Genomic DNA, 25706 nt, shown 5'->3' with positions numbered 1-25706 from the left:
ACGGGGAATGGATTGAATGATTAGTGGCGAGCCAGGATCAGACGCTGATCCTCACCCACCTGACGACGATCCAGCACCTTCCATTGCACTTTGTCGGCCATGGTCTCCAGCGGCAAATGCGCTGTCGGCCTGCCGGTACTACCCAGGAAAACCGGGGCCTGGTAGAGCCAGAGCTCGTCCACAAGATTTTCACCGATGAACGTACCGGCCAGCGTAGGGCCGGCTTCAACCAGCAACTCGTTAATACCAAGCTCTCCCAGCGCGTCCAGCAACTCGGCGACATCAACACCGTTATCTTTCCAGGCAACCCCGGTCAGGCTGACGCCCAGCGCAGCCAGATCCTGGGCCGGGCCGGAGGCCAGTGTCGAACTGGCGCAGAATACCTGCACATTACCACCCTGAAGAATCCTGGCGGTGGCCGGCGTACGGGCATCCCGGTCGGCGATCACCCGCAACGGCTGCCGGGACGGATCCGTGGCATCGCCGATATCGCCCATCTCGTCCCGCCGAACGGTCAACGAGGGGTCATCCGCCAGTACCGTACCTACCCCGGTGAGGATGGCGTCGCTGATCGCCCGCAAACGCTGCACATCCGCGCGCGCCTCCGGGCCGGTTATCCACTGGCTTTCACCACTGGCCATGGCGGTCCGGCCATCGAGACTGGCCGCCATCTTCAGCCGAACCCAGGGGCGGCCGGTATTCATACGCTTCATGAAGCCAGGATTCAGACGCGCAGCCTCATCGGCCATCACGCCTTCGGTCACCCGTATGCCAGCCTCCCTGAGCATATCCAGCCCCCGACCGGACACAGACGGATTGGGGTCTTTGGTGGCGGCAAACACATGGGCCACACCGGCATCTATCAGTGCCCGTGCGCAGGGCGGCGTGCGCCCGTAGTGGCTGCACGGCTCCAGCGTAACGTAGGCGGTGGCTCCCCGAGCCTCATGGCCTGCCTGGCTCAAAGCACGCACTTCCGCATGGGCTTCACCGGCACGCTCGTGCCAGCCCTCGCCCACAATCAGATCGCCTTTGGCAATAACACAACCAACACGGGGATTGGGATGGGTGGAATAGCGACCGCGCCAGGCCAGTTGAACGGCCCGGGCCATCATTGCCCGATCACGGTCCGAAATCATGCCTTGCCTTTGTCTGTACCGTTATCCACCAATGCCCTGGCAACATCCACCGCGGCATCACCATTGCCCTGGGACAGCCGCTCGATCTCTTCCTTGAACTCGTTGATGTCCTGAAAACTGCGGTAAACCGACGCAAAACGCACGTAGGCAACCTTGTCCAGTTGGCGCAGCTCGGTCATTACCTCCTCACCCAACTGCATCGACTTGACCTCGCGCTCACCAGTGGAGCGGAGACGATACTTGATACGGTTCAGGGCGGCATCGATTTCCTCAATGCTGACCGGACGTTTTTCCAGAGCTTTCATGATGCCGGCCCGCAGCTTTTCTTCATCAAATGGCTGCCGGGTACCGTCCTGCTTAACGACCCGGGGCATCACCAACTCGGCAGTTTCAAAGGTGGTAAATCGCTCACGGCAGGACAGACACTCCCTGCGGCGGCGAACCTGGTCACCCTCGGCCACCAGGCGCGAATCAATCACCTTGGTATCGGCTTCACCACAGAAAGGACAATGCATAAATCACCTGCTCCGGAAAGAAAGAACCCGGGCACTCACCGGAGCGCCCGGGCTGACCTGTCTCTAAGCCTGTTAGCCGTAGACCGGGAACCGCGCGCAGACAGCTTCCACCTGCTCCCGCACACGGCTATTAACCGCTTCGTCTTCAAGGTTATCAAGGATGTCACACATCCAGCCCGCCAGATTCCGACACTCGGCTTCCTTGAAGCCGCGTGTGGTCACCGCCGGAGTACCAATGCGCAGTCCGGACGTTACGAACGGTGAACGAGGATCGTTCGGCACGGCGTTCTTGTTCACGGTAATGTGCGCTTTGCCCAGTGCGGCATCCGCGTCTTTACCGGTAATGTCCTGTTTGATCAGGCTCACCAGGAACAGGTGGTTCTTGGTACCACCGGAAACCACGTCAAAGCCGCGCTCGATGAACACCTCTGCCATGGCGGCGGCGTTCTTCACGACCTGCTGCTGGTAGGCCTTGAACTCGTCGCTCATGGCTTCCTTGAAGCACACGGCCTTGGCCGCAATCACGTGCATCAACGGGCCGCCCTGACCGCCCGGGAACACAGCAGAGTTCAGCTTCTTCTGCAGATCTTCGTCGTCACAGGCCAGGATCAGACCGCCACGGGGGCCGCGCAGGGTTTTGTGCGTGGTGGTCGCAACTACGTGGGCGTGAGGTACCGGATCCGGGTAGACGCCAGCGGCGACCAGACCAGCCACGTGGGCCATGTCAACAAACAGATACGCGCCCACCTTGTCGGCGATGGCACGGAAACGGGCAAAGTCCAGCTCCTGCGAGTAAGCAGAGAAGCCCGCGATGATCATTTTCGGCTTGTGCTCGACAGCCAGAGCTTCCACTTCGTCATAATCGATCAGACCGGTCTCCGGGTTCAGGCCATACTGAACCGCGTTGTAGATCTTGCCGGAGAAGTTCACGCTGGCACCGTGGGTCAGGTGGCCACCGTGAGCAAGACTCATACCCAGAACGGTATCACCGGGCTTGAGCAGCGCCATGAACACCGCAGAGTTGGCCTGTGAACCGGAATGCGGCTGCACGTTGGCGTAGGCAGCACCAAACAGCTCCTTGGCGCGGGCAATGGCCAGATCCTCAGCGATGTCCACAAACTCGCAGCCACCGTAGTAACGCTTGCCGGGGTAACCTTCAGCGTACTTGTTGGTCAGCACACTACCTTGGGCTTCCATCACCCGCGGGCTGGTGTAGTTTTCAGACGCGATCAGTTCGATGTGTGCTTCCTGGCGCTTTTCTTCCGCCTGCATAGCGTTCCAAAGTTCGTCATCGAAACCGGCGATTTTCATATCACGAGTAAACATGGATGTGCTGCCCCTGTCTGTATGGCTGGCCCGGCGATGCCTCTTTGCAAGCCGGAACCCCTGAAAAATTGGGCCGCTATTCTATCTTGAAAGCGGGTTGAAAATCATCCTTTATGCCGTCCGCAGATACCGGCACACCGGAGGCTGTCAATTGCTATCGCGGAACGCTTTAGATACCTTACCCGGTTATTGTTCTCAGGTACCGACGTCCGTGGTATCGGCCTTCGGGGTGAGCGATCCGGGATACGCTGTAAATACGTCCCTGTACGCTCGACAAAATCATCCCTGATTTTGACGATCCCGGATCGCTCACCCCGAAGTCCTCGATCAGTCGCCTGACGTGCTTTCATTTTTCAAGCTACTGTTTGATAAAAGGAATATGCCAAAATGGCTCAATACGTATACACCATGAACCGCGTGGGCAAGGTGGTACCGCCCAAGCGGGAAATTCTGAAAGACATCTCTCTGAGCTTCTTCCCGGGCGCCAAAATCGGCGTGCTCGGTCTGAACGGCGCCGGTAAATCCTCCCTGCTGCGTATTATGGCGGGTGTCGACCAGGATTACATCGGTGAGGCCCGGCCACAGCCCGGCATCAATGTGGGCTACCTGCCGCAGGAGCCGGAATTGGACGAGGAGAAGACCGTAAAGGAAATCGTTGACGAGTCCGTCGCGCACGTACACAACGCTCTGGCGGAGCTCGACAAGGTTTATGCCGCCTACGCCGAGCCGGATGCGGACTTTGACGAACTGGCCAAGAAACAGGGCGAACTGGAAGCCATTATCCAGGCTACCGATGGCCACGACATAGAGCGGAAGATGGAAGTGGCGGCAGACGCCCTACGACTGCCGGCCTGGGACCAGAAGGTAAAAGTGCTGTCAGGTGGCGAGCGCCGCCGTGTGGCCCTGTGCCGCCTGCTGCTGTCCGGCCCGGACATGCTCCTGCTGGATGAGCCTACCAACCATCTGGATGCCGAATCCGTGGCCTGGCTGGAGCGCTTCCTGCACGATTACGACGGCACCGTTGTCGCCATCACTCACGACCGTTACTTCCTGGACAACGTCGCCGGCTGGATCCTGGAACTGGACCGTGGCCACGGCATTCCGTTCGAGGGCAACTACAGTCAGTGGCTGGAGAACAAAGAGAAGCGCCTGGAGATGGAGGCCAAGCAGGAGGCCGCTCACCAGAAAGCCATCAAACACGAGCTGGAGTGGGTACGCACCAACGCCAAGGGCCGCCAGTCCAAGAGCAAGGCACGCCTGGCCCGCTTCGAGGAGATGAGCTCCCAGGAATTCCAGAAGCGCAACGAGACCAACGAGCTGTATATCCCGCCCGGACCTCGCCTTGGCGACAAGGTGATCGAGGTGGACGGCATCAGCAAGGCCTTCGGCGACCGCCTGCTGTACGAGAATGTCTCGTTCCACGTTCCACCGGGCGCGATTGTTGGCATCATCGGCGGTAACGGCGCCGGTAAATCCACGCTGTTCAAGATGATCGCAGGTATGGACAAACCGGATTCCGGTACCATCACCGTTGGTGAAACCGTGGAACTGGCCTACGTGGACCAGATGCGCGATCTCGACGGCAGCAAGACTGTGTGGGAAGAGCTTTCCGACGGCCAGGACATCATCAAGGTGGGTAACTACGAGACCCCGTCCCGGGCCTACGTGGGCCGTTTCAACTTCAAGGGCACCGACCAGCAAAAACGGGTGGGCGACCTGTCCGGTGGTGAGCGCAACCGCCTGCACCTGGCCAAGCTGCTGAAACAGGGTGGCAACGTGCTGCTGCTGGACGAACCCACCAACGACCTTGACGTGGAAACCTTGCGCGCCCTGGAAGAAGCCTTGCTGAACTTCCCCGGTTCCGCTCTGGTGATCTCGCACGACCGCTGGTTCCTGGACCGGGTAGCGACCCACATCCTGGCGTTCGAAGACGACGGCGAAGTAGTCTACTTCGAAGGCAACTTCACCGATTACGACGCCGACTTCAAGAAGCGCAAAGGCGACTCTGCCATGCAGCCCAAGCGCATGAAGTACAAGAAACTGGCGTAACCGATGACCGGGCCGGCCTTCGCGCCGGCCCGCTTGCCCTCCCCGATCTGCCCAACACGGAACCATGCCCATGGCCAAAGCCAAAACCGCCTTTGTCTGCACCGAGTGCGGCGCCGACTATTCCAAGTGGCAAGGCCAATGTACGGCCTGCCAGGCCTGGAACACCATCAGCGAAGTACGCGGCATTTCCGGCCCAGGCAAGGGCGCTCGCAGCGCCCGCTTTGAGGGTTATGCCGGCAGCCTGTCAGAGGTAAAAAGCCTGGACGAGGTCAGCCTGGCAGAACAGGCACGCATCAGCACCGGCATGCAGGAGTTTGACCGTGTGCTGGGTGGTGGCCTGGTGGAAGGGTCAGCCGTGTTGATGGGCGGCCACCCCGGCGCGGGCAAAAGTACCCTGCTACTGCAGGCGGTTTGCCAACTGGCCGAGAAACACTCAGCGCTGTACGTCACCGGTGAAGAATCCCTACAACAGGTGGCCATGCGCGCCAAGCGGCTGGGCTTGCCCACCAAAGACCTGAAAATGCTCTCGGAAACCTCCGTAGAACGCCTGATGCAGGTGGCGGAAGCGGAGAAACCCCGCATTCTGGTAATCGACAGTATCCAGGTAATGCATGTGGCGGACATTGAATCCGCCCCTGGCTCGGTATCCCAGGTTCGGGAAAGCGCCGCCTTTCTGACCCGCTTTGCCAAGCAAACCGGCACCATCCTCTTGCTGGTGGGGCACGTCACCAAAGATGGCAGCCTGGCGGGGCCGAAGGTGCTCGAACACATGATTGACTGCTCGATCCTGCTGGAGGGCTCCAGCGACAGCCGCTACCGAACCCTGCGCGGCATCAAGAACCGCTTCGGCGCGGTTAATGAGTTGGGCGTGTTCGCCATGCTGGAACAAGGTCTGAAGGAAGTAAAAAACCCCAGCGCCATCTTCCTGAATCGAGGCGAGGAAGCGGCGCCGGGCAGCGTAGTGATGGTCGTCTGGGAAGGCACTCGGCCGATGCTGGTGGAGATTCAGGCCCTCGTGGACATGGCCCAGGGGAGCTACCCGAGACGGGTAGCGGTAGGGACTGACCAGAACCGCTTAGCGATGCTTCTGGCCGTGCTGCACCGCCATGGCGGCATGCATGTGGCCGATCAGGATGTGTTTGTGAATGTGGTGGCCGGTGTGAAGGTCAACGAAACCAGTGCGGATCTTGCTTTGCTGTCAGCTGTGGTTTCGTCATTCCGGAATCGGGCGCTGCCGCAGGATCTGGTGATTTTTGGCGAAGTTGGCTTGTCTGGGGAGATCCGGCCGGTACCGAGTGGCCAGGAGCGTATCTACGAGGCGGCCAAGCACGGTTTCACCCGGGCCTTGGTGCCGAAGGCCAATGTTCCACGTAAGCCCGTTGATGGCATGAAGGTGATTCCGGTGACCAAGCTTTCGGATGCTCTTTCGGCTCTTGAGGAGCTTTGAGCCAGGCCCCTAGCCTGCAAAATCCGGTGCAAGGCGCGCGGCAGAGGGACACCTCAAAAAACCGCTACGAGCACATCCATGTGCGCTTCTCTCCGGCCATCCATGGCCTCCGACATTTTTTGAGGTGTCCCTCTGCCACGCCCCGGCAACTTTCGTAGTAATCGCCAACGACGACCTCAGTCAATCAGATGCGCAAACTCTCTCTCCAAAAGCGCCTGATCCCCGAGATTCAGCTCCACCAAACGCTTCAGGTGCGTTGCACTGTCCAGATCAACGTACTGGCAGCGAAATCCCAGCCGATGATCCTCCACATGCTTCAACTCCACCGCCATTACAATCGCAGCTTCATGCTCATTCAGGTGAATCACCACTTCACAGGGCTTGTTCAGAGGAACCTTCCATCCTTCTGGCCGCTGAACGAGAACGCCCTTCAGGGAAATATCCAACACCTCCGTTGACCACACCTGGTCCTGACAATGCAGCTCACAGGGGGCATCGAAACTGATTCGGTGAAACCGGCGTTTTTCTGAGGTTTTAGCAGACAAGGGAATGCTCCGGATCAAAAGTCATTGCTTTCTATGACTATAGACCGGGCACAAAAGGGAGTACAGCAAAGAACCTCCAGCAACCACAGCGAGAGAAGCCACCGTCCGAAAACGCTGCATCCATTCTAGAGAGGATACTTCCAGAGGGTTGATTAGCGGGCTGGTGGAACGGCCTCCGAAAAATGTCGGAGGCCATGGATGGCCGGAGAGAAGCGCACAGGGAAGTGCTCGTAGCGGTTTTTCGGAGGCCGTTCCACCAGCCCGCAAGCACCAAGCTCGCAGGCTACAAATGACGGCAATCTCCTAGTTTAGCTTCGCTGGTGATACTGCCCACTAAGCTCAACAACCGCCTCAATGAACGCCCCGGCATGCTCTGGGTCCACATCCGGCGTAATCCCATGCCCAAGGTTGAACACATGCCCCGAGCCAGAACCATAGCGCTTCAGGATATCCGCCACCTCCTGGCGAATGCGCGCCTTCGGCGCATACAGCATGGCCGGGTCCATGTTGCCCTGCAGGGCCACCTTGTCGCCCACGCGGGCACGGGCGTTGCCGATGTCCGTCGTCCAGTCCAGCCCCACAGCATCGGCGCCACAATCAGCGATAGACTCCAGCCACTGACCACCGTTCTTGGTGAAAACAATCACCGGCACACGGCGACCTTCGCTCTCACGAATCAGACCATCAACAATCTTCTTCATGTAGCGCAGGGAAAACTCTTCATAGGCCCAGCTACTCAACACACCACCCCAGGTATCAAAAATCTGCACAGCCTGGGCGCCGGCCTTGATCTGGCCATTGAGGTAGTCAATGACCGAATCCGCCAGATGGTCCACCAGACGATGCATCACCTCCGGCTGACCGTACATCAACTTCTTGGCTTCCGAGAAGGTCTTGGAAGATCCACCTTCAATCATGTAGGTGGCCAGAGTCCAGGGACTGCCAGAGAAACCGATCAGCGGCACGCGGCCATTCAGCTCCCGGCGAATGGTAGACACCGCATTCATCACGTAGTCCAGGTCAGACTCGGCATTCATCCTGGGCAGGGCATCCACATCTGCTTCCGAACGAATCACCTTACGGAATTTCGGGCCTTCGCCAGTTTCGAAATAGAGCCCCAGCCCTAGAGCATCGGGAATGGTCAGAATGTCAGAAAACAGGATGGCGGCATCCAGGGGGTAACGCTCCAGCGGCTGCAGGGTAACCTCACAGGCCAGCGGGGTGTTTTTGCACAAACTGAGGAAGTCGCCGGCCTTGGCCCGGGTTGCGCGGTATTCCGGCAGGTAACGGCCTGCCTGGCGCATCATCCACACCGGGGTGCGGTCTACAGGCTGGCGCATCAGGGCGCGCAGGAAGCGATCGTTCTTCAGCTCGGTCATAGAGTTTCCCGTTCTCGTCGGTAAAAATGGTCAGAGACAATGGGGAGCAATGATACCCCGTTTGCACGAATAAAAAAGGGCGGCTTACCCTTAGCAAGCCGCCCTTTCTGACTCTGGTCAATCCAGCGTTAAACGTCCAGGTAGTCCAGGATGCCTTCGGCCGCCTGACGTCCTTCCCAGATTGCGGTAACCACCAGATCCGAGCCACGCACCATGTCGCCACCAGCGAAAATCTTGGCATTGCTGGTCTGGAACGGAAACTCGGCTTCTTCTGCCGCAGTCACCCGACCGGAGTCGTCCGTGTTCACGCCCAGCTCTTCAAACCAGGGTGCTGGGCTCGGGCGGAAGCCGAACGCTACCAGCACGGCATCAGCCGGAATCACTTCCTCACTGCCCGGAACCACTTCCGGACGACGACGGCCGTTTTCGTCCGGCTCACCCAGCTCCGTGGTGACTACCTTTACACCCTCAACGCGGTCTTCACCGATGATGGCGATGGGCTGACGGTTGAACAGGAACTTGACGCCCTCCTCTTTCGCGTTGGCCACTTCCCGACGGGAGCCAGGCATGTTGGCCTCATCGCGGCGATAGGCACAGGTCACGCTCTCGGCCTGCTGGCGAATGGAAGTCCGGTTACAGTCCATAGCGGTGTCACCACCACCCAGCACCACAACACGCTTGCCTTTCATATCGATGAAGTCAGATTCCTTTTTCTCGAAACCCAGGCGACGGTTAACATTCGAAATCAGGAACGGCAGGGCGTCATAGACACCCGGCAGCTCCTCACCGGGGAACCCACCTTTCATGTAGGTGTAGGTACCCATGCCCATAAAGACGGCATCGAACTCTTCCAGGATCTTGTTCAACTGAACGTCTTTACCCACCTCGGTACTCAGACGGAACTCCACGCCCATTTCCTCGAACACCTTGCGGCGGCGGGACATGACGGATTTTTCCAGCTTGAACTCAGGAATACCGAAGGTCAGCAGGCCACCGATCTCCGGGTAACGATCAAACACCACAGGCTTGACGCCGTTGCGCACCAGAACATCAGCACAACCAAGCCCTGCGGGGCCAGCGCCAATCACAGCCACCTTCTTGTCAGTCCAGGTGACATTGGACATATCCGGTTTCCAGCCCAGCGCAAATGCGGTGTCGGTAATGTACTTCTCAACAGAACCGATGGTAACCGCGCCGTAGCCGTCATTCAGGGTGCAGGCACCTTCACACAGGCGGTCCTGCGGGCACACACGACCACAGACTTCCGGCAGGGAGTTGGTCTGGTGGCACAGTTCCACCGCCTTCATGATGTTGCCCTCCGACACCAGCTTCAGCCAGTTCGGAATATAGTTGTGTACCGGGCACTTCCATTCACAGTACGGGTTACCACACGCCAGGCAGCGATGGGACTGGGAGGCCGCATGGGTTTCGCTGAACGGGTGATAGATTTCCCCGAATTCCTTTTTGCGCTTCTTGGCAGGCACCTTCTTCGGGTCTACCCGCCCAACTTCCACAAACTGAAAGTCATTGTTGAGACGTTCTTTCATGTTGCCACTCTCATCAGCTCGATTTCGACGGGGGCCGCACCGGAGTGCGACCCATCAACCTTGTTGGACCTGCCCGTTATTCCGGACGGGCGCGGGTGCTTGCCAGCAGGCTGCGAAGGTTCGCGGCCTTGGGCTTGACCAGCCAGAAACGGCCGATGTAATCGTCGAAATCTTCAAGTAGGTGCTCTGCCCAGGCACTTCCGGTTTCGGAGATGTGCTCCCGGATCACGCCACGCAGGTGGTTCCGGTAGGCTTCCATGTCTTCACGGGAAATACGCTGGATCTCAACCAGTTCATGGTTGTATTTGTCCACAAAGGTGTTGTCCAGGTCCAGCACATAGGCGAACCCGCCGGTCATGCCGGCACCGAAGTTGTAGCCGGTGGACCCCAGCACGGTGACCAGACCACCCGTCATGTATTCGCAGCAGTGATCGCCAGCACCTTCAACCACGGCATGGGCGCCGGAGTTACGAACCGCAAAGCGCTCACCGGCGGTGCCGGCCGCAAACAGCTTGCCACCAGTTGCGCCATACAGACAGGTGTTACCGACAATGGAGGTTTCCTGGGTCTCGAAATCACTACCACGGGGCGGCTTGACGACCAGCTTACCGCCGGTCATGCCTTTACCTACGTAGTCGTTAGCATCACCCTCCAGAATCAGGTTCAGACCACCGACGTTCCAGACACCGAAACTCTGGCCAGCGGTGCCGGTCAGGTCCAGAGTGATGGGCGCATCGGTCATGCCCTGATTGCCGTAACGGGCGGCAATCTCGCCAGACAGGCGTGCACCAATGGAACGGTCACAGTTAGTCACCCGGTAACTCCAGGCACCGCCGGACTTCTCGGCGATGGCAGCAGCGGTGTCCTGCACCATCTGCTCCGCCAGCTTACCTTCATCGAAGGGCTTGTTGCGTTCAATCTGACAGGTGTGCGGCTTGTCAGCCGGAATGTGGTCATTCTGCAGCAGACGGGTCAGATCCAGCTTCTTCTGGCGCTCGGTATTACCCGGCAGACGCTCCAGCAGGTCAACACGGCCGACCAACTCTTCCAGAGAACGCACACCCAGCTTCGCCAGCCATTCGCGAGTTTCCTCCGCCACAAAGCGGAAGAAGTTCATGGCCATTTCCACGGTGCCCTTGAAGTGCTCTTCGCGCAGATAGTCGTTCTGTGTCGCGACACCCGTCGCACAGTTATTCAGGTGGCAGATCCGCAGGTATTTACAACCCAACGCCACCATCGGAGTGGTACCGAAGCCAAAGCTCTCCGCGCCCAGAATCGCGGCTTTCACCACGTCCAGACCAGTCTTGATGCCGCCGTCGGTCTGCAGGCGAATCTTGCCTCGCAGATCATTGGCGCGTAGCGCCTGCTGGGTTTCCGTCAGGCCCAGCTCCCAGGGGGAGCCTGCGTAGCGGATTGAGGTCAGCGGACTGGCTGCGGTACCGCCGTCATAACCGGAAACCGTAATCAGGTCGGCATAAGCCTTGGCAACGCCCGCGGCAATCGTGCCCACCCCGGGCTCTGATACCAGCTTGACGGACACCAGCGCCTCCGGGTTCACCTGTTTCAGGTCGAAGATCAGCTGCGCCAAATCTTCAATGGAGTAGATGTCGTGGTGCGGCGGTGGCGAAATCAGGGTGACACCCGGCACCGAGTAACGCAGGCGCGCGATCAGGTCATTCACCTTACCGCCCGGCAACTGGCCGCCTTCACCCGGCTTGGCACCCTGAGCCACCTTGATCTGCATAACATCGGCGCTACGCAGGTACTCAGCGGTCACACCGAAACGACCGGAAGCCACCTGTTTGATCTTGGAACGCTTGTTAGTGCCGTGACGAGCCGGGTCTTCGCCGCCCTCACCGGAGTTGGAACGACCACCCAGCGTGTTCATGGCCACGGCCAGAGCCTCGTGCGCCTCCGGAGACAGGGCACCCAGAGACATAGCCGCAGAGTCAAAGCGCGGGAAAATATTCTCCACTGGCTCAACGTCGCTCAGGTCAATTGACTGGATGCCCTCACGGAACACCAGCAGGTCGCGCAACGTGGCTACCGGGCGCTCATTGACCAGACCGGCATATTCCTTGTAGGTCCCATAGTCGCCACTGATCACGGCATCCTGGAGTTTGCCCACCACATCCGGGTTGAAGGCGTGGTATTCCTGGCCATGCACGTACTTGAGCAGCCCGCCCTGGGAAATCGGCTTACGGGGCTTCCAGGCAACCGCGGCCAACTGCTCCTGATCCTGCTGGAAATCGAAGAAGTCGGCGCCCTGAATCCGGCTCGGCACGCCTTTGAAACACAGGTCAACCACATTGTCGGCAAGACCAATGGCTTCAAACAGTTGCGCACCGCGATAGGAGGTAATGGTGGAGATACCCATCTTCGACAGGATCTTCAGCAAGCCTTTGTTAATGCCCTTGCGGTAATTGTTCTTGGCTTCGATCGGATCCATCAGCATTTCGCCGGTACGAATCAGATCGTTCAGGATCTGGTACGCCAGGTACGGGTAGACCGCCGTGGCACCAAATCCGAACAGCACCGCAAAGTGATGCGGATCCCGAGCCCAGCCGGTCTCAACGATGATGTTGGAATCACAGCGCAGACCTTTGGCCACCAGGTGATGGTGCACAGCGCCGGTGGCCATCAGGGCATTGATGGGGAGATCGCCCTGAGCCAGGTCCTTATCGCTGAGAATCAGCAGCACCTTGCCATCACGGACGACCTTTTCAGCTTCGTCGCATACCCGACGAACCGCCTGCTCCAAGCCCTCTTCAGGACGATAGCTCAGGGCGATTTTTGCCACCTCAAATCCCGGGCGATCGTTATTGCTGATCTTCAGGAATTTGGCCGGCGACAGCACCGGCGTGGTCAGGATAATCCGGTTAGCGTGCTCTGGAGACTCTTCGAAAACGTTCTGTTCCGCGCCCAGACAAGTCTCCAGAGACATGACGATGGTCTCACGGAGCGGATCAATGGGCGGGTTGGTGACCTGCGCAAACTTCTGACGGAAGTAATCCGCCACATGGCGCACCTTGCTGGACAGAACCGCCATCGGGGTATCGTCGCCCATGGAACCGACCGCTTCCTGGGCGCTCTCGGCCAACGGACGCAAGACCTGATCCCGCTCTTCAAACGAAATGTTGAACATCTTCTGGTGAACCAGAAGCTCATCGGATTCCATCAGCTTGAATTCCGGAGTCGCCTGATTCAGCGTGGTCTCGACTCGCAGAGCATTGTCCTTGAGCCAGCGCTTGTAGGGCTGGGCTTTTTTGAGCCGCTGGTCAATATCCCCGGTATGCAGGACCTCGCCGGATTCGGTATCGATGGCCAGCATCTGGCCCGGACCAACACGCCCCTTGGCGACCACATCGTCCGGTGAGTAGCTGTAGGTACCCACTTCCGAGGCCAGGGTGATGAAATCGTCCTTGGTAATCACCCAGCGCGCGGGACGCAGACCATTGCGATCCAGCATACACAGCGCATAACGGCCATCTGACATCACGAGGCCAGCAGGGCCATCCCAGGGCTCCATGTGCATGGAGTTGTATTCGTAGAAGGCCCGCAGTTCAGAATCCATGGTATCGACATTCTGCCAGGCCGGCGGAATCATCATTCGCACCGCCCGGAACAGGTCAACACCACCCGCCAGCAGTACTTCCAGCATGTTGTCCATGCTGGAGGAGTCCGACCCTGTCAGGTTAACCAGCGGCTGCAGGGTCTGCAGATCCGGCAGATCCGGTGAGCTGAACTTGGCCGCGCGGGCGATAGCCCAGTTACGGTTGCCATCGATAGTGTTTATCTCACCATTATGGGCGAGGAACCGGAACGGCTGCGCCAGCGGCCATCGCGGCATGGTATTGGTGGAAAAGCGCTGGTGGAAAACGCAGATGGCCGTCTGCAGATCAGGATCGCCAAGGTCTTTGTAGAAGTTGGCCAGATCCGCGGGCATCATCAGGCCTTTGTAGGCCAACGTCTTATGGGAAAGACTGCAGATATAGAATTCCGGGTCTTCCGCCATATCTCGTTCAGCATGGCGGCGCCCGACGAACAGACTGATCGCAAATTCTTTTTCTTCCTTGCCGCCGGGCTCTACAAATACCTGTTCGATGCGCGGCAGACAATCCAGAGCCATGGGGCCAAGGCAACTGTCATCGACGGGCACTTCCCGCCACCCCATAATCTCAAGGCCCTGATCCGTAAGCCTTTTTTCTATAGCGGCCCGACCAGCAGAAGCTTTTGCGTCGTCCTTAGCCAAAAAAACCTGGCCAACTGCAAACAAGTCGCCAGGTTTTTTGCCGAAGGCTGCCTGAGCAGCTTTGTAGAGGAAGGCCTTGGGGCTCTGAATAAGCAGACCACAACCATCACCGGTCTTACCATCGGCGGCAATACCGCCCCGGTGGGTCATGCAGGTCAGAGATTCAATGGCTGTCTGCAACAGCTTATGGCTCGCTTCGCCCTTCATGTGGGCAATCAGGCCAAAACCGCAGTTGTCCCTGAATTCATCAGGATGATACAAGCCTGTTGTCATAAGCGTTCTCTCACGTGTAAATGCTTCCCGCCAGCAACACCCTTGCACCAAAAAAGTGCAGAAAATGCGCTGGCACCGAAAAAAAGGGGGAAGGGATTTTACACACGTGAAACTACGTATACAATTTTTTTCGTAGTTTGGGGCCTAAAACGCACCAGAATAGTGCGAAAATCAATAATCCTCGTAGGGTCGAGCCCAAGGATTCGAGATTCTCAGCACGTCGGGCAGACTAGCCGCCGCCGCCCCGGCCTCTTCTCGGCTAGAGTATTGACCATAAACCAGCATAAACCAAGGTAAGCCTTGGCGCTCACCCTTGGTGTAACTCAAATTCGCATCTTCGGGCGCTCGACGCAGTACATTCAACACCGTTTGTTCCTGATTGCCTGCAACAAGCTGCAGCGTCCAACCCTTACGCTGACGCAACTGCTCAAGCGCCACAAACTTAACGGGATTGTCTGGCACAAACTCTGGCTCTGGCTCTGGCTCTGGCTCTGGCTCTGGCTCTGGCTCTGGCTCTGGCTCTGGCTCTGGCTCTGGCTCTGGCTCTGGCTCTGGCTCTGGGACAATCTCTGTTTCAGGCAGAGGCTGTGTCAAATCTGCAGTAGCATTGGTCTCGCCCGGAACGCGAAACACACCCTCGTCCGCAGGCGCAATCAAAGGCGCTATTTCCGGTTCAGGCTCCTCAGCACCCGGACCAATGGTAATGCTCTTACGGACTGGCTCAGGCTCAACCTCGGCGCCAGCCTGTCGCTGAACCGTGCTCTCGTATTGCTGGGAAACAAACCACCAGGATGCCGCCAGCAATAGCAGCCCCAGCGCAGGCCACCGCAAATGCGCAACCGTAAAACCAGCTTTTGAGGAGGACGTTGCCGACGACGGAACCATGTCCAGCCAAACACCCGGCGCAACACGCTTGAGTCGACCAAAGCTGCCCTGACTCAACACCTCAAGCTTTTTCAGCCGAGAGGTCGACAGCAACTCAGACTGAGAACCACCCGCCCTGTGAACCCTGGGTTCGAGATATGCCTTGATGTCTTCGCGGCTTAACGGAGGCAGGTTCAGGTGATGCGCATAGGCGGAATCAGGACGATCTTCCAACTGGCTCCAAACCTGCTCGGTGCCGGCCATAATCGGAACGGCAGAAACCGACCGTTCCGATGCCACAAAGCCTGCTACCAGAAGATTCAGAACATCCGACTCAACCCGTTCTGCATCGTCAATCAGCAGCACTTGCCGGTGACCTCGGCGGATGCCGGATTCAGACCAGCGGAAATAACGATAAACCGCCTCTCTGGCCTCAGAGTCTGCCGGTATCCCGGATTTCGCCAGCTGTTTCAGGTAACGCGCGAGGGCCTGGCGGCTGGTAAGCGCCGATGCGGGAATTCGATGAAAATCAAGCCTTGAGGACTCGCTGCGCACCAACTCTGCCAACACTCGGGTCTTACCAGCCCCCGGCGCACCGGTCAGCACCAGCACCATATCCCCGAAGCCACAAAGATGGCGCAACGTCTCCAAAGCATGCTGACGCATGGCATCCGGAAAAAACGGCGTTTCCATCTCGAGAGGATTGTCTCGAAGACCGTATCGCTGCTGGAGCCGGGGGAAAAGCCCCCCTCCGTCGGTACTATTCAAGGATTCTTGAGTCACACGCCGTCCCTGTTTCTGAAACTCAGAGCCCATCAGCCTGCCTGCGGCAGGAATGTCCTCAAGGTATCACGAATGTTCCCGGCAGAGGCATTCTCGGTAATAAAGGCATCGCCTATCGCTTTCAGGAGAACCAACCGCAGCCGACCATCCACATTCTTCTTGTCTACCGACATCAAGCTCATGAAGTCTTCAGGTGTCATATCATCCGGTGCCTGCTCGGGCAAGCGGGCCCGCCGAATCAGAGCAACAGCCCGGGCCCGGTCATCCGCAGAGATCAGTCCTTCTCTCACTGAAAGATCAGCGGCCATCATCATACCTGTACCCACGGCTTCGCCGTGCAACCAATTGCCGTAGCCGGCGAAGGTCTCGATGGCATGGCCGAAGGTATGGCCAAGATTGAGGATTGCACGTAACCCACCCTCTCGTTCGTCGAGCGCAACAACCTCTGCCTTGCATACACAGGAACGATAGATAGCTTCACCCAATGCCTCCGCATCCAGCCGCAACAGGCTCTCCATCGATGCCTCAAGCCAGGTTAGAAACGATTCATCCCGAATCAAACCATACTTGATCACCTCCGCCAGACCTGCCGACACCTCCCTCTCCGGGAGTGTTTGCAAGCTGTCGGTGTCGATCAGCACCGCCTGCGGCTGATGAAAGGCTCCAATCATGTTTTTGCCAAGCGGGTGGTTGATCCCTGTTTTCCCCCCGACAGAGGAGTCAACCTGGGAAAGCAGCGTGGTCGGGACCTGAATGAAGGGAACGCCGCGCTGGTAACAGGCTGCCGCGAAACCCGCCATATCGCCCACAACACCGCCGCCCAGGGCAACGAGTGTCGTTTTGCGGGTATGTCGTTTTTCCAGAAGCGCGTCGAAAATGAGGTTGAGCGTCTGCCAATCCTTGAACTGTTCTCCATCGGGCAAGGTCACTACGTCAATGACCTTGCCGGGAAAACAGCCTTTAACCTTGTCAAGATACAGGGGGCCAACGGTATCGTTAGTTACGATCATGACCTGCTGGCCCGCCACCCAGGGTGTCAGGTCAAACGAGCCCAGCAACCCCTGCCCGATAATGATCGGATAGCTGCGCTCCCCGAGCTCAACCTTCAGTTCTCGAAGTACCTTGTGCATTATGCCTGCCCTCTTTCCGCCGCTGTCTTCTGTGGCGGGGCGTTTTAGGATTGATTCGGTTCACCAGTTGCCGAACCACAAGACGGGGGCTTTTACGATCGGTAAACATAACGATATCCGCCAACTCGGTATAGAGCGGGTCCCGAATCGCAAACAGCCTGCGCAACACGCCTTCCGGATCGTCGTTCTGCAACAACGGTCGGTTCCTGTCCTTACGTGTGCGCTCAACCTGTTGGTCTATAGACGTTTTGAGGTAAACCACCACAGCGTTCTTTTTCAGCAATCCGTGATTTTCAGCACGCATGACGGCACCACCCCCTGTCGCCAGCACGGTGCCCGTCTCATTGGACAACTCGTCAAGCATTGCGGTTTCACGCTGACGAAAACCGTCCTCACCTTCAACATCGAAGATCCAGGGAATATTGGCACCACAACGCTCTTCGATAATCCGGTCCGAATCCAGAAAACGATAGCCGAGCTCCTTGGCCAGCAACCGGCCAATGGTGCTTTTTCCAGCCCCCATGGGCCCAACCAGAACAACACGTTTGGGCAAAGACATAATTTCCGCTCAACAGGTTTCAGGCGGGTGAGAATAGCACAAGGACCGGCAATCCATAAGCGGCTCGAAAAGGGTTAACCGCCCCTGAACAAAAAAACCGCCGGGGTTACCGGCGGTTTTTTTGAATTACAGCAGTCTCACTGCAGTATGTCGTTCTTGATGATCTTCGGAGTGATAAAGATCAACAACTCACTGCGTTCATCAATATGCTCGGTGCGCTTGAACAGTCGTCCGAGATAGGGGATATCACCCAGGAATGGGGTTTTCGTGGTCTGAGTGGCAACTTCAGACTGGAAGATACCGCCCAGTACAACAGTTTCACCGTTGGCAACCAACACCTGAGTTGTCACTTCGTTAGTATTGATAGAGGGGATGCCTGCGGTTACTTCGCCCCGGGAATCCTGATTGACCACGAGATCCATAATGATCTTGTCATCGGGCGTGATCTGCGGGGTCACCTCGAGAGAAAGCACCGCTTCCTTGAATTCGATGTTCGTTGCACCACTAGATGTCGCCTCCTGGTATGGAATTTCTTCACCAGACTTGATGGATGCTGTCTGGCGATCAGCAGTAACAACCCGAGGTTGAGAAACCACCTCCGCTCGACCATCACTCTCAAGAGCGGAGAGCTCAAGATCTACCAAGAAGTCATCACTTCCCCAACCGATGGCGAAGGATGAGGCACCGTCACCACTCACACCAAGATCCACTCCCAGAGCACCAGGGAACGAGATAGTGTTGCTGCCACCGCTTGCAGCATCTCTGGCTTCCTGCAGAGTTCCAAGAGAACCACCAACAGTGATGACATCATCACCGTCTACATTGTAGGCGGCACCGCCCCAGCGAACACCAAGATCTTCCGCAACGTTTGTCTGAGCGCGAACAATCCGAGCCTCAATTGACACCTGACGGACGGGCACATCCCATGTAGACACCAGGCGGCGAATTTCCTCGAGCTTCTCTGCCGTCTCGCGAACACTGATAGTATTCGTCCTGGCATCAGAAGATACAAAGCCGCGAGAGGAGATCAGCTCTTCATCTGCCTGGATCAGAGCAACCACGTCCGCTGCCTTGGCATAGTTCACCTGAATAATATCCAGCCGCACCGGCGCCAACTCAGCAATCTGCTTAGTCGTCTCAAGCTCAAGTTTCTCACGAGCCGCGATTTCTTCTGCAGGCGCAACCAACAACACATTGCCGATCTGACGCTTGTCCAAACCTTTGGTCTTGAGAATCAGGTCCAGGGCCTGGTCCCACGGCACATTTTGCAGACGCAGAGTGATGCTGCCTCCCACTGTGTCACTGGCAACCAGGTTCAGGCCGGTGAAATCAGCAATCAGCTGAAGTACAGAACGAACTTCAATATCCTGAAAATTCAGGGAGAGCTTCTCACCGGTGTAAGGGAACTTCTCCTCGCGACGAGCTTCCGCTTCTTCCTGACTCAACGCTTCAACACTTACCGTGAACTCCCTACCAGATTGATACGCGATATAGTCATAATCACCCTCAGGGCGAATTTCCACTACCGCATTTCCGTCTTCCAAAAATGTGTCTATACGAGTAACCGGCGTTGCAAAATCAGTGACATCGAGACGACGACGCAAATCGGCCGGAACCTGAAGGTCAGGCATGGTCAGACGGATGCGACCACCCAGCTCGTTCAGATTAACGGTCGCTGTGTTGCTACCGAGATCGACGATCACCCGACCTTCACCCTCTTTACCACGACGGAAATCGACACCGGCCAACGCGTTCGACGATTCAGGAGAAGCCGTTGTCGTACGCTGTGCCGGCTGAGAAGAGGTGGAGGCGACGGCATCGGACTCACCACCAATCGTCATTACCAGAGAGTTGCTGTTACGCACGGTATCGTGAGGCACCAATTCAACCAGGTTAAAGATCAGCCGGGTGCGATCCTTGGTTTCGACCACGGTTACGCTCTGAGCATTACCTGTACCCAGCGGGATACTGCGCTGGTTCAAGGCGCTGGTGGTGTCTTTAAGATCCACCGCAATCCGGGCTGGCCGCTCTATGGTATAGCCCGAAGGCTCAGGCGGCGTGCCATCAAACTGCATGGTGACTTCCAGCCGCTCCCCTGGCAGCGACGAAAACGACAAGTCCTGAAGCGTGACCGCGCTGGCCAGGCCGCTCCATAACCCGATGGCAATCACGCCTACGCAGACATTGAGTTTTTTGAACATCGCTAGCCTCGACCCTAAACCTGTTTGTTCGTGCATGTTTCTTGAATTCATACCGTTACCGCTCCTCAGCCTTCATCCAAAGACAGGGAGCGCGGGCGTTCTACCCAACCACCCCGGCCATTCGGAACGATTTCGATCAGTTCAATGCGGGTTTCACTGACGCCTACAATACGGCCATAGTTCTGCCCCATGTAATTGCCGGTGCGTACCCGATGAATACCACCCGCACTGTCTCTTATCAGGGCAAACAGATTGCCCTCGACCCCTTGAAGCGTACCCACCATGGCCAGAGACTTAAGGTCAAAGTTTTCGAGCACTTCCCGGGGCCGGTCCAGATCCGGCTCAACATCACTGACCGGCTGTTCTTCCACCATGGTAAGCTGAACATCGACTGGCGGCTCAAACGGCGCCCGACGATCTGCTGCCGAATAACTAAAGGCCTCGTAGGCCTTGAACTCCGGCAAGGGTTCCACGTGCCCCCGAGGCTTGGCCCGGGTATCTGCCATGAACTTGTCGAGATCCGAGAAACCGTTTCCCTGGGAACAAGCCGTCAGCAAAGACGCCAGACACACACCCAGCCAGGCTTTTCCCGCATGCTTTCCTGTCATGCTCATTCTCCAGCCCGGTAGCGATAAGTACGGGCAACCACCTGCATGTCCAGCTGGTCTCCGTCTCCGCCAATTGGTTTGATGGTTAAATCGTGCAGCGTCACGATACGTGGCAGGCTCGCCACACTGCTTACGAAAGAGGCCAGCTCATGATAGGAGCCGGACACCCGAATATTAATGGGAAGCTCCGAATAGAAGTCTCGCTGCTGCTCCGGCTGCAGCTTCACTTCCTGCAGCGCCAAACCGCTCCCTAACGCCGTATTGGTAATATCTTCCAGCAGGCCAGGCACCTCGGTCTCACTGGGCAACTGACGCACCAGTGCTCCAAAGGTTTCTTCCATTTCTTCCATCTGGGCCTTGAATACATCCAGGTTCGCCACCTGATAGGCCTTTTGCTCGTAGCGCTGCTTGAGTTCCTGCTCCTGCTGCTCCACCCGATCGAGCTGGGCATACTGATCCTTGATAAAGAACCAGTAACCACCACCAAGTATCAGGCCGAAGACAATTAACGCCACAATAGCCTTGACTGGTGCCGGCCAGATGCCGGCATTGTTGATATCAAGATCATTGATATCGAATTCGTTAAGACTTTTCAGAGAGTCCGCGAGGCTCATCAGTTATCCTCCCCTTCGGGCTCAGGTGTCCGCTGCTGGACAGAGAGATTGAACTGGCTGTAGCCGGATCGGGCACTGTCTGCTGCGGCCACATTGGTCAGATTGGGATTGGCAAACCATTCGGAATCCTCAAATTGACGCATCAGGTTCGAGATTCGGCTGTTGGACTCTGCCATACCCACGATGTCGAGTCGCTCGCCAGTCTTCTTGAGATCGGTGTAGTACAGCCCGTCTGGAAGGGTTCTCACCAATTCATCGAACACCCGCACAATCACCGGCCGCTTGCCCTGAAGATCCTGAATCACCTGCATGCGTGCCAGCAATTCATCGCGCTGACGCTTGAGGTTTTCGATCTCCTTGATCTGCTTGTCCAGCTCTTTGGTTGCAGTCTCGATATAGGCATTACGGGATTGCTGGTAGGCAATCCGGCTGTCCATATCCGATTTCCAGAGGAAAGCCAGGCCACCCGCGATAATCACGGCGCCCAGTATCATCACGACAAACTGCTTCTGCTTCTCCGCGCGAAGCTCTTCCCGCCAGGGCCTGAGGTTAATCTTTGCCATCAGTCGAAACTCCTCATTGCCAGACCGCAGGCAATCATCAACGAGGGGGCATCATTGCTGAGCGCAGAGGCGTTGACCCGGGAACCCACCGCCATGTTGGCAAACGGATTGGCCACCAGGGTTGGCGTTCCGGTTTTCTCTTCCACCATTTCCGTGAGCCCCTGAATCGACGCTGTTCCACCGGCGAGCACCACGTAATCCACCACGTTGTACTGACTGGCGCCGAAGAAAAACTGCAGCGCCCGTGCCACTTGCTGAACAACCGCTTCCCGGAACGGGGTCAGGACTTCCTCGTTGTAGTCGTCCGGCAAACCACCCTGCTTCTTGGCCAGACCCGCCTCTTCAAACGAAAGCCCGTAACGACGCTGAATTTCTTCCGTCAGCTGTTTTCCGCCAAAGATCTGCTCGCGGGTATAGACCGTTTTGCCCTCTGCCAGCACACTCAGGGTTGTCATGGTTGCACCGATATCGACGATGGCAACCACCAACTCCTCGCCCTGAGAATCAAGCTGGGGCTCAATCAGACTGTAAGCGCGCTCCAGAGCGTAGGCTTCCACATCGACAATCCTGGTTGTCAGCCCTGCAATTTCCAGGGCGTCTTCGCGGATATCGACGTTTTCCTTACGGCAGGCCGCCAGCAGCACATCCACCTGGTCCGGGTTGGATTCAGACGGGCCCTGGACTTCGAAATCGATCGCCACTTCATCGAGGGGGTAAGGAATGTACTGATCGGCTTCCAGCGCAATCTGGTCTTCCATTTCAAACTCGTTGAGACCACCGTCCATCTGGATAACCTTGGTGATCACCGCCGAGCCGGAAACAGCAACAGCCACCTGCTTCACACTGGTACGTGACTTGGACGCGACACGCTTGAGCACTTCCCCAACCGCTTCGACGTCTGTGATGTTTTTTTCAACAACTGCATTGGCCGGCAACGGCTCTACCGCATAGCTCTCGACCTTGTATCGATCGCCATGTTTTGACAGCTCTAGCAGCTTGACCGAACTGGAGCTTATATCCACCCCAAGGACGGCACTGGATTTTTTTCCTGGTAATCCGAACACGCGCTCACCCTATACCTGGTTAAATGCACCCGGCGTTGGAACCCCTGAACCACTCCCTGTAAAGGCGATCATTTCAGAGGCGTTCTATGTGTTTTTTATGTAAGAGAATTTCTTATTTATTCCGTCTACAATGCAATCTCTCGAATTTCGGGAGACATTGCAGACGGCGAGGCGACCGAACCTTCCTAAAGCAATTTCTCAAATAATAGACCTATATCCAACAGTTGTCAGAAAAAAATGTCTCATTTGTTGCGTACATCTCGCGTTTTTGCCTGGTTCATTCTTACCGGCCTGAGTGTCGCCATTATTATTTCCTCAAGCCTGTATCTTTATCTTCGGCCCAATCTGCCACCGGTCGAGCAATTGCTGGATGTCCGGCTGCAGACGCCTTTACGGGTGTATAGCAAAGACAACAGATTAATAGCAGAATTCGGTGAAAAGAGAAGGGCACCGATCACAATAGAACAGATCCCTACAATTCAGTTACAAGCCTTCCTGGCGGCGGAAGACGCGCGTTTTTACGAGCACTTCGGAGTCGACATTAAAGGCCTGACGCGGGCTGCAGTGGAACTGATCACCACCGGAGAAATCCAGTCTGGCGGCAGCACCATCACCATGCAGGTTGCAAAAAATTACTTTTTGTCACGCGACCGGACCTTCATCCGAAAGTTCAACGAGATACTGCTGGCTCTTCAGATTGAACGTGAACTGGATAAAAACCGGATTCTTGAGCTCTACCTGAACAAGATCTACCTCGGTAACCGGGCCTATGGAATCGCCGCCGCAGCCCAGGTCTACTACGACAAACCGGTGACAGAACTGTCACTGGCACAGATGGCAATGCTGGCCGGCTTGCCCAAAGCCCCGTCTGCCTATAACCCTCTGGCAAACCCGGAACGAGCCTTGATCCGCCGTAACTGGATTCTCGGCAGGATGAAAGACCTGGGCTACATCACCGAAGACGCCTGGTCTCTGGCCAGCAAAGCACCGCTGACCGCCAGCTATAACACTCGCGACGCCGAAGTGGATGCCGACTATGTGGCCGAGATGGCCCGGGCCGAAATGGTTCGCCGCTACGGGGAAAACGCCTACACCGACGGTTACAGCGTGACCCTGACCGTCGACAGCACCAAGCAACAAACTGCCACCGAGGCATTGAGAGCAGGGCTCGAAGCCTATGACCGCCGGCACGGATTCCGAGGCCCCATCGGACAATTTGATGTTGAAGGCCTGACCCCGGCTGAACTGTCGGACCAGATGCAGAACTACCCGCGGGTTGAAGCACTGGTACCAGCCGTTGTGACATCCATAGATGACGAAAAGGATGAAGTGAGAGTGCACACCCGGCGCCTGGGGCCGGGCGTTATGCCCTTTGACACCATGACCTGGGCACGCCGATTCCGCACCGAGAGCATTACCGGGCCCGAACCACAGAATCCTTCCGAGGTGGTCAGCCCCGGAGACGTCATCTATGTCAAAGTTGACCAACTGCCACAGATTGCAGACGCTGAAGCAGAGCCTGAGAGCGAGAGCGTATCGACTCAGGCAGTCACCGAACTGCGGGTTTCCCTGGCGCAGGCACCCAGAATCGAGGGCGCGCTCATCTCTCTCGAGGCCAAAACTGGCGCCATTGAAGCCTTGGCGGGCGGCTACAGCTTCAACCAGAGCAAATACAATCGCGCCACCCAGGCCAACCGTCAACCAGGCTCTACGTTCAAGCCGTTCCTGTACCTTTCCGCGCTGGAGAACGGAAGAACACCCGCCACCATCTACAACGATGCCCCGATTGTGTTCGAAGATTCCGAACTTGAAACCGCATGGCGGCCACAAAACTCATCGGGCCAGTTCTACGGACCAACCACCTTGCGCGAGGGCCTTTACCGCTCCCGCAATCTGGTTTCCATCCGCCTGCTGAGAGACCTTGGCATAAACACCACCCTCAGCTATCTGGAGCAACTCAAACTCCCGACTGAAAATATGCCCTCTAACCTCTCACTCTCTCTGGGCAGCGGTCTGCTGACACCCATGGAGCTGGCAAGAGGCTTTGCGGTGATAGCCAATGGCGGTTACGACGTACAGCCTTACCTGATTGAGCGAATCGAGGAATGGGACGGCACCGTGGTCTATGAAGCCCCGGACACCCTATTGTGCGATGAGGATTGCGAAGCTTCATCCGCACCGACAGTCGATACCCAACAGGAAAATCCGGAGCAACCGCCCGAGATTGAGGGAATGGCATTACCCGCCTCAGAAGCCGAGGAAAACGCCAACGAACCACGGATCATGCAACGCCTGGCCGACGAACGATCAATCTACATCATGCACTCCATGATGCAGGACGTGGTTCGCCGGGGAACGGGACGTCGCGCCCTGGCCCTGAATCGCAGCGACATTGCCGGCAAGACGGGCACCACCAACGAGCAGAAAGACACCTGGTTCGCGGGCTTCAACCACGATATCGCAACTACCGTCTGGGTCGGATTTGACCAACCCTCTCCCCTGGGTCGCGGCGAGTATGGCGCCAGTACCGCACTGCCGATATGGGTCGACTATATGAAAGTAGCACTGGCAGACCAGCCAGCAGCCACCATGCCCAGGCCCAACGGCATCGTGAACATCCGTATCAATCCGGAAACCGGCGAAAGAGCCCGGCCCGGCGAAGAAGCCGTGTTCGAAATATTCAAGGAAGAAGACGCACCCTCGCCTCTGCCAGCCGAGAGTATCAGAGGGAACGGCGACAACGGTAACGGGGACGACCTGTCACGGCAGATCTTCTGATCTGTCGCAGCACCACCCCAAGCAGGACGCACAAAAAAACCGGCGGGATCTCCGCCGGTTTTTTTTGAAGCCA

The 25706-nt window shown here is 57.2% G+C and carries 18 protein-coding genes; 3 read left to right on the top strand and 15 right to left on the bottom strand.

Features of this window, described 5'->3' with window-relative positions; all coding sequences use genetic code 11:
- Positions 1 to 20: 20 nt before the first annotated feature.
- The 3 genes from ribD to glyA form a co-directional block, all read right to left on the bottom strand.
- A complete protein-coding gene (ribD, locus tag ACSSVV_RS14600; protein WP_023011679.1) occupies positions 21 to 1136 on the bottom strand; it encodes a bifunctional diaminohydroxyphosphoribosylaminopyrimidine deaminase/5-amino-6-(5-phosphoribosylamino)uracil reductase RibD in 1116 nt (371 codons plus the stop codon).
- The gene (nrdR, locus tag ACSSVV_RS14595; protein ID WP_023011678.1) at positions 1133 to 1651 is read right to left on the bottom strand and encodes a transcriptional regulator NrdR; all 519 of its coding nucleotides are present in this window, start codon (positions 1649 to 1651) and stop codon (positions 1133 to 1135) included. Before nrdR ends, ribD begins: the two co-directional genes overlap by 4 nt.
- A 72-nt stretch (positions 1652 to 1723) precedes the next feature.
- Complete coding sequence (glyA, locus tag ACSSVV_RS14590) at positions 1724 to 2977, bottom strand: serine hydroxymethyltransferase (protein ID WP_023011677.1); 1254 nt, start codon at positions 2975 to 2977, stop codon at positions 1724 to 1726.
- Between the two features lie 387 nt (positions 2978 to 3364).
- On the opposite strand from glyA, the gene ettA reads away from it, so the two are divergent.
- Positions 3365 to 5026: an energy-dependent translational throttle protein EttA gene (gene ettA / locus ACSSVV_RS14585; RefSeq protein ID WP_222534802.1), complete on the top strand. Its 1662-nt coding sequence runs from the start codon at positions 3365 to 3367 to the stop codon at positions 5024 to 5026.
- 70 nt (positions 5027 to 5096) lie between these two features.
- Complete coding sequence (gene radA / locus ACSSVV_RS14580) at positions 5097 to 6473, top strand: DNA repair protein RadA (RefSeq protein ID WP_222447282.1); 1377 nt, start codon at positions 5097 to 5099, stop codon at positions 6471 to 6473.
- A gap of 176 nt (positions 6474 to 6649) precedes the next feature.
- Here radA and ACSSVV_RS14575 read toward each other — a convergent pair whose 3' ends face one another.
- From ACSSVV_RS14575 to ACSSVV_RS14520, 12 genes are all read right to left on the bottom strand, one after another.
- Positions 6650 to 7018 (bottom strand): PilZ domain-containing protein, encoded by a 369-nt coding sequence (locus ACSSVV_RS14575; protein ID WP_022992193.1) that lies wholly within the window; start codon positions 7016 to 7018, stop codon positions 6650 to 6652.
- A 308-nt stretch (positions 7019 to 7326) separates the two neighbouring features.
- Positions 7327 to 8397 (bottom strand): uroporphyrinogen decarboxylase, encoded by a 1071-nt coding sequence (gene hemE / locus ACSSVV_RS14570; protein WP_454106450.1) that lies wholly within the window; start codon positions 8395 to 8397, stop codon positions 7327 to 7329.
- Between the two features lie 128 nt (positions 8398 to 8525).
- On the bottom strand, positions 8526 to 9944 hold the full coding sequence (locus tag ACSSVV_RS14565) for an FAD-dependent oxidoreductase (RefSeq protein ID WP_011784353.1): 1419 nt from the start codon (positions 9942 to 9944) through the stop codon (positions 8526 to 8528).
- A 76-nt stretch (positions 9945 to 10020) separates the two neighbouring features.
- Entirely contained in the window at positions 10021 to 14469 is a 4449-nt protein-coding gene (gene gltB / locus ACSSVV_RS14560; protein ID WP_454106449.1) for a glutamate synthase large subunit, read from the bottom strand.
- Between the two features lie 171 nt (positions 14470 to 14640).
- Positions 14641 to 16116 carry an AAA family ATPase gene (locus ACSSVV_RS14555; RefSeq protein ID WP_454106448.1) on the bottom strand — a complete coding sequence of 492 codons (1476 nt, stop codon included), beginning with the start codon at positions 16114 to 16116 and terminating at the stop codon, positions 14641 to 14643.
- A 32-nt stretch (positions 16117 to 16148) separates the two neighbouring features.
- Entirely contained in the window at positions 16149 to 17246 is a 1098-nt protein-coding gene (aroB, locus tag ACSSVV_RS14550; RefSeq protein WP_454106447.1) for a 3-dehydroquinate synthase, read from the bottom strand.
- A complete protein-coding gene (gene aroK, locus ACSSVV_RS14545; RefSeq protein WP_454106446.1) occupies positions 17215 to 17805 on the bottom strand; it encodes a shikimate kinase AroK in 591 nt (196 codons plus the stop codon). The genes aroB and aroK overlap by 32 nt, the downstream gene beginning before the upstream one ends.
- A 137-nt stretch (positions 17806 to 17942) precedes the next feature.
- Positions 17943 to 20006: a type IV pilus secretin PilQ gene (gene pilQ, locus ACSSVV_RS14540; protein ID WP_454106445.1), complete on the bottom strand. Its 2064-nt coding sequence runs from the start codon at positions 20004 to 20006 to the stop codon at positions 17943 to 17945.
- A gap of 65 nt (positions 20007 to 20071) precedes the next feature.
- Positions 20072 to 20614: a pilus assembly protein PilP gene (locus ACSSVV_RS14535; RefSeq protein ID WP_454106444.1), complete on the bottom strand. Its 543-nt coding sequence runs from the start codon at positions 20612 to 20614 to the stop codon at positions 20072 to 20074.
- A 2-nt stretch (positions 20615 to 20616) separates the two neighbouring features.
- Positions 20617 to 21228, bottom strand: coding sequence for a type IV pilus inner membrane component PilO (gene pilO / locus ACSSVV_RS14530; protein WP_023010977.1), 612 nt, complete (start codon positions 21226 to 21228; stop codon positions 20617 to 20619).
- The gene (locus tag ACSSVV_RS14525; RefSeq protein ID WP_011784346.1) at positions 21228 to 21791 is read right to left on the bottom strand and encodes a PilN domain-containing protein; all 564 of its coding nucleotides are present in this window, start codon (positions 21789 to 21791) and stop codon (positions 21228 to 21230) included. Before ACSSVV_RS14525 ends, pilO begins: the two co-directional genes overlap by 1 nt.
- On the bottom strand, positions 21791 to 22855 hold the full coding sequence (locus ACSSVV_RS14520; RefSeq protein ID WP_031211232.1) for a pilus assembly protein PilM: 1065 nt from the start codon (positions 22853 to 22855) through the stop codon (positions 21791 to 21793). Before ACSSVV_RS14520 ends, ACSSVV_RS14525 begins: the two co-directional genes overlap by 1 nt.
- 237 nt (positions 22856 to 23092) lie before the next feature.
- Between ACSSVV_RS14520 and ACSSVV_RS14515 the strand changes: the two genes are divergently transcribed.
- The gene (locus ACSSVV_RS14515; RefSeq protein ID WP_454106443.1) at positions 23093 to 25633 is read left to right on the top strand and encodes a penicillin-binding protein 1A; all 2541 of its coding nucleotides are present in this window, start codon (positions 23093 to 23095) and stop codon (positions 25631 to 25633) included.
- The last annotated feature ends 73 nt before the right edge of the window (positions 25634 to 25706 follow it).

The sequence above is a fragment of the Marinobacter sp. MBR-105 genome (assembly GCF_053628895.1).
This window is presented reverse-complemented; position numbering and strand designations above follow the sequence as displayed.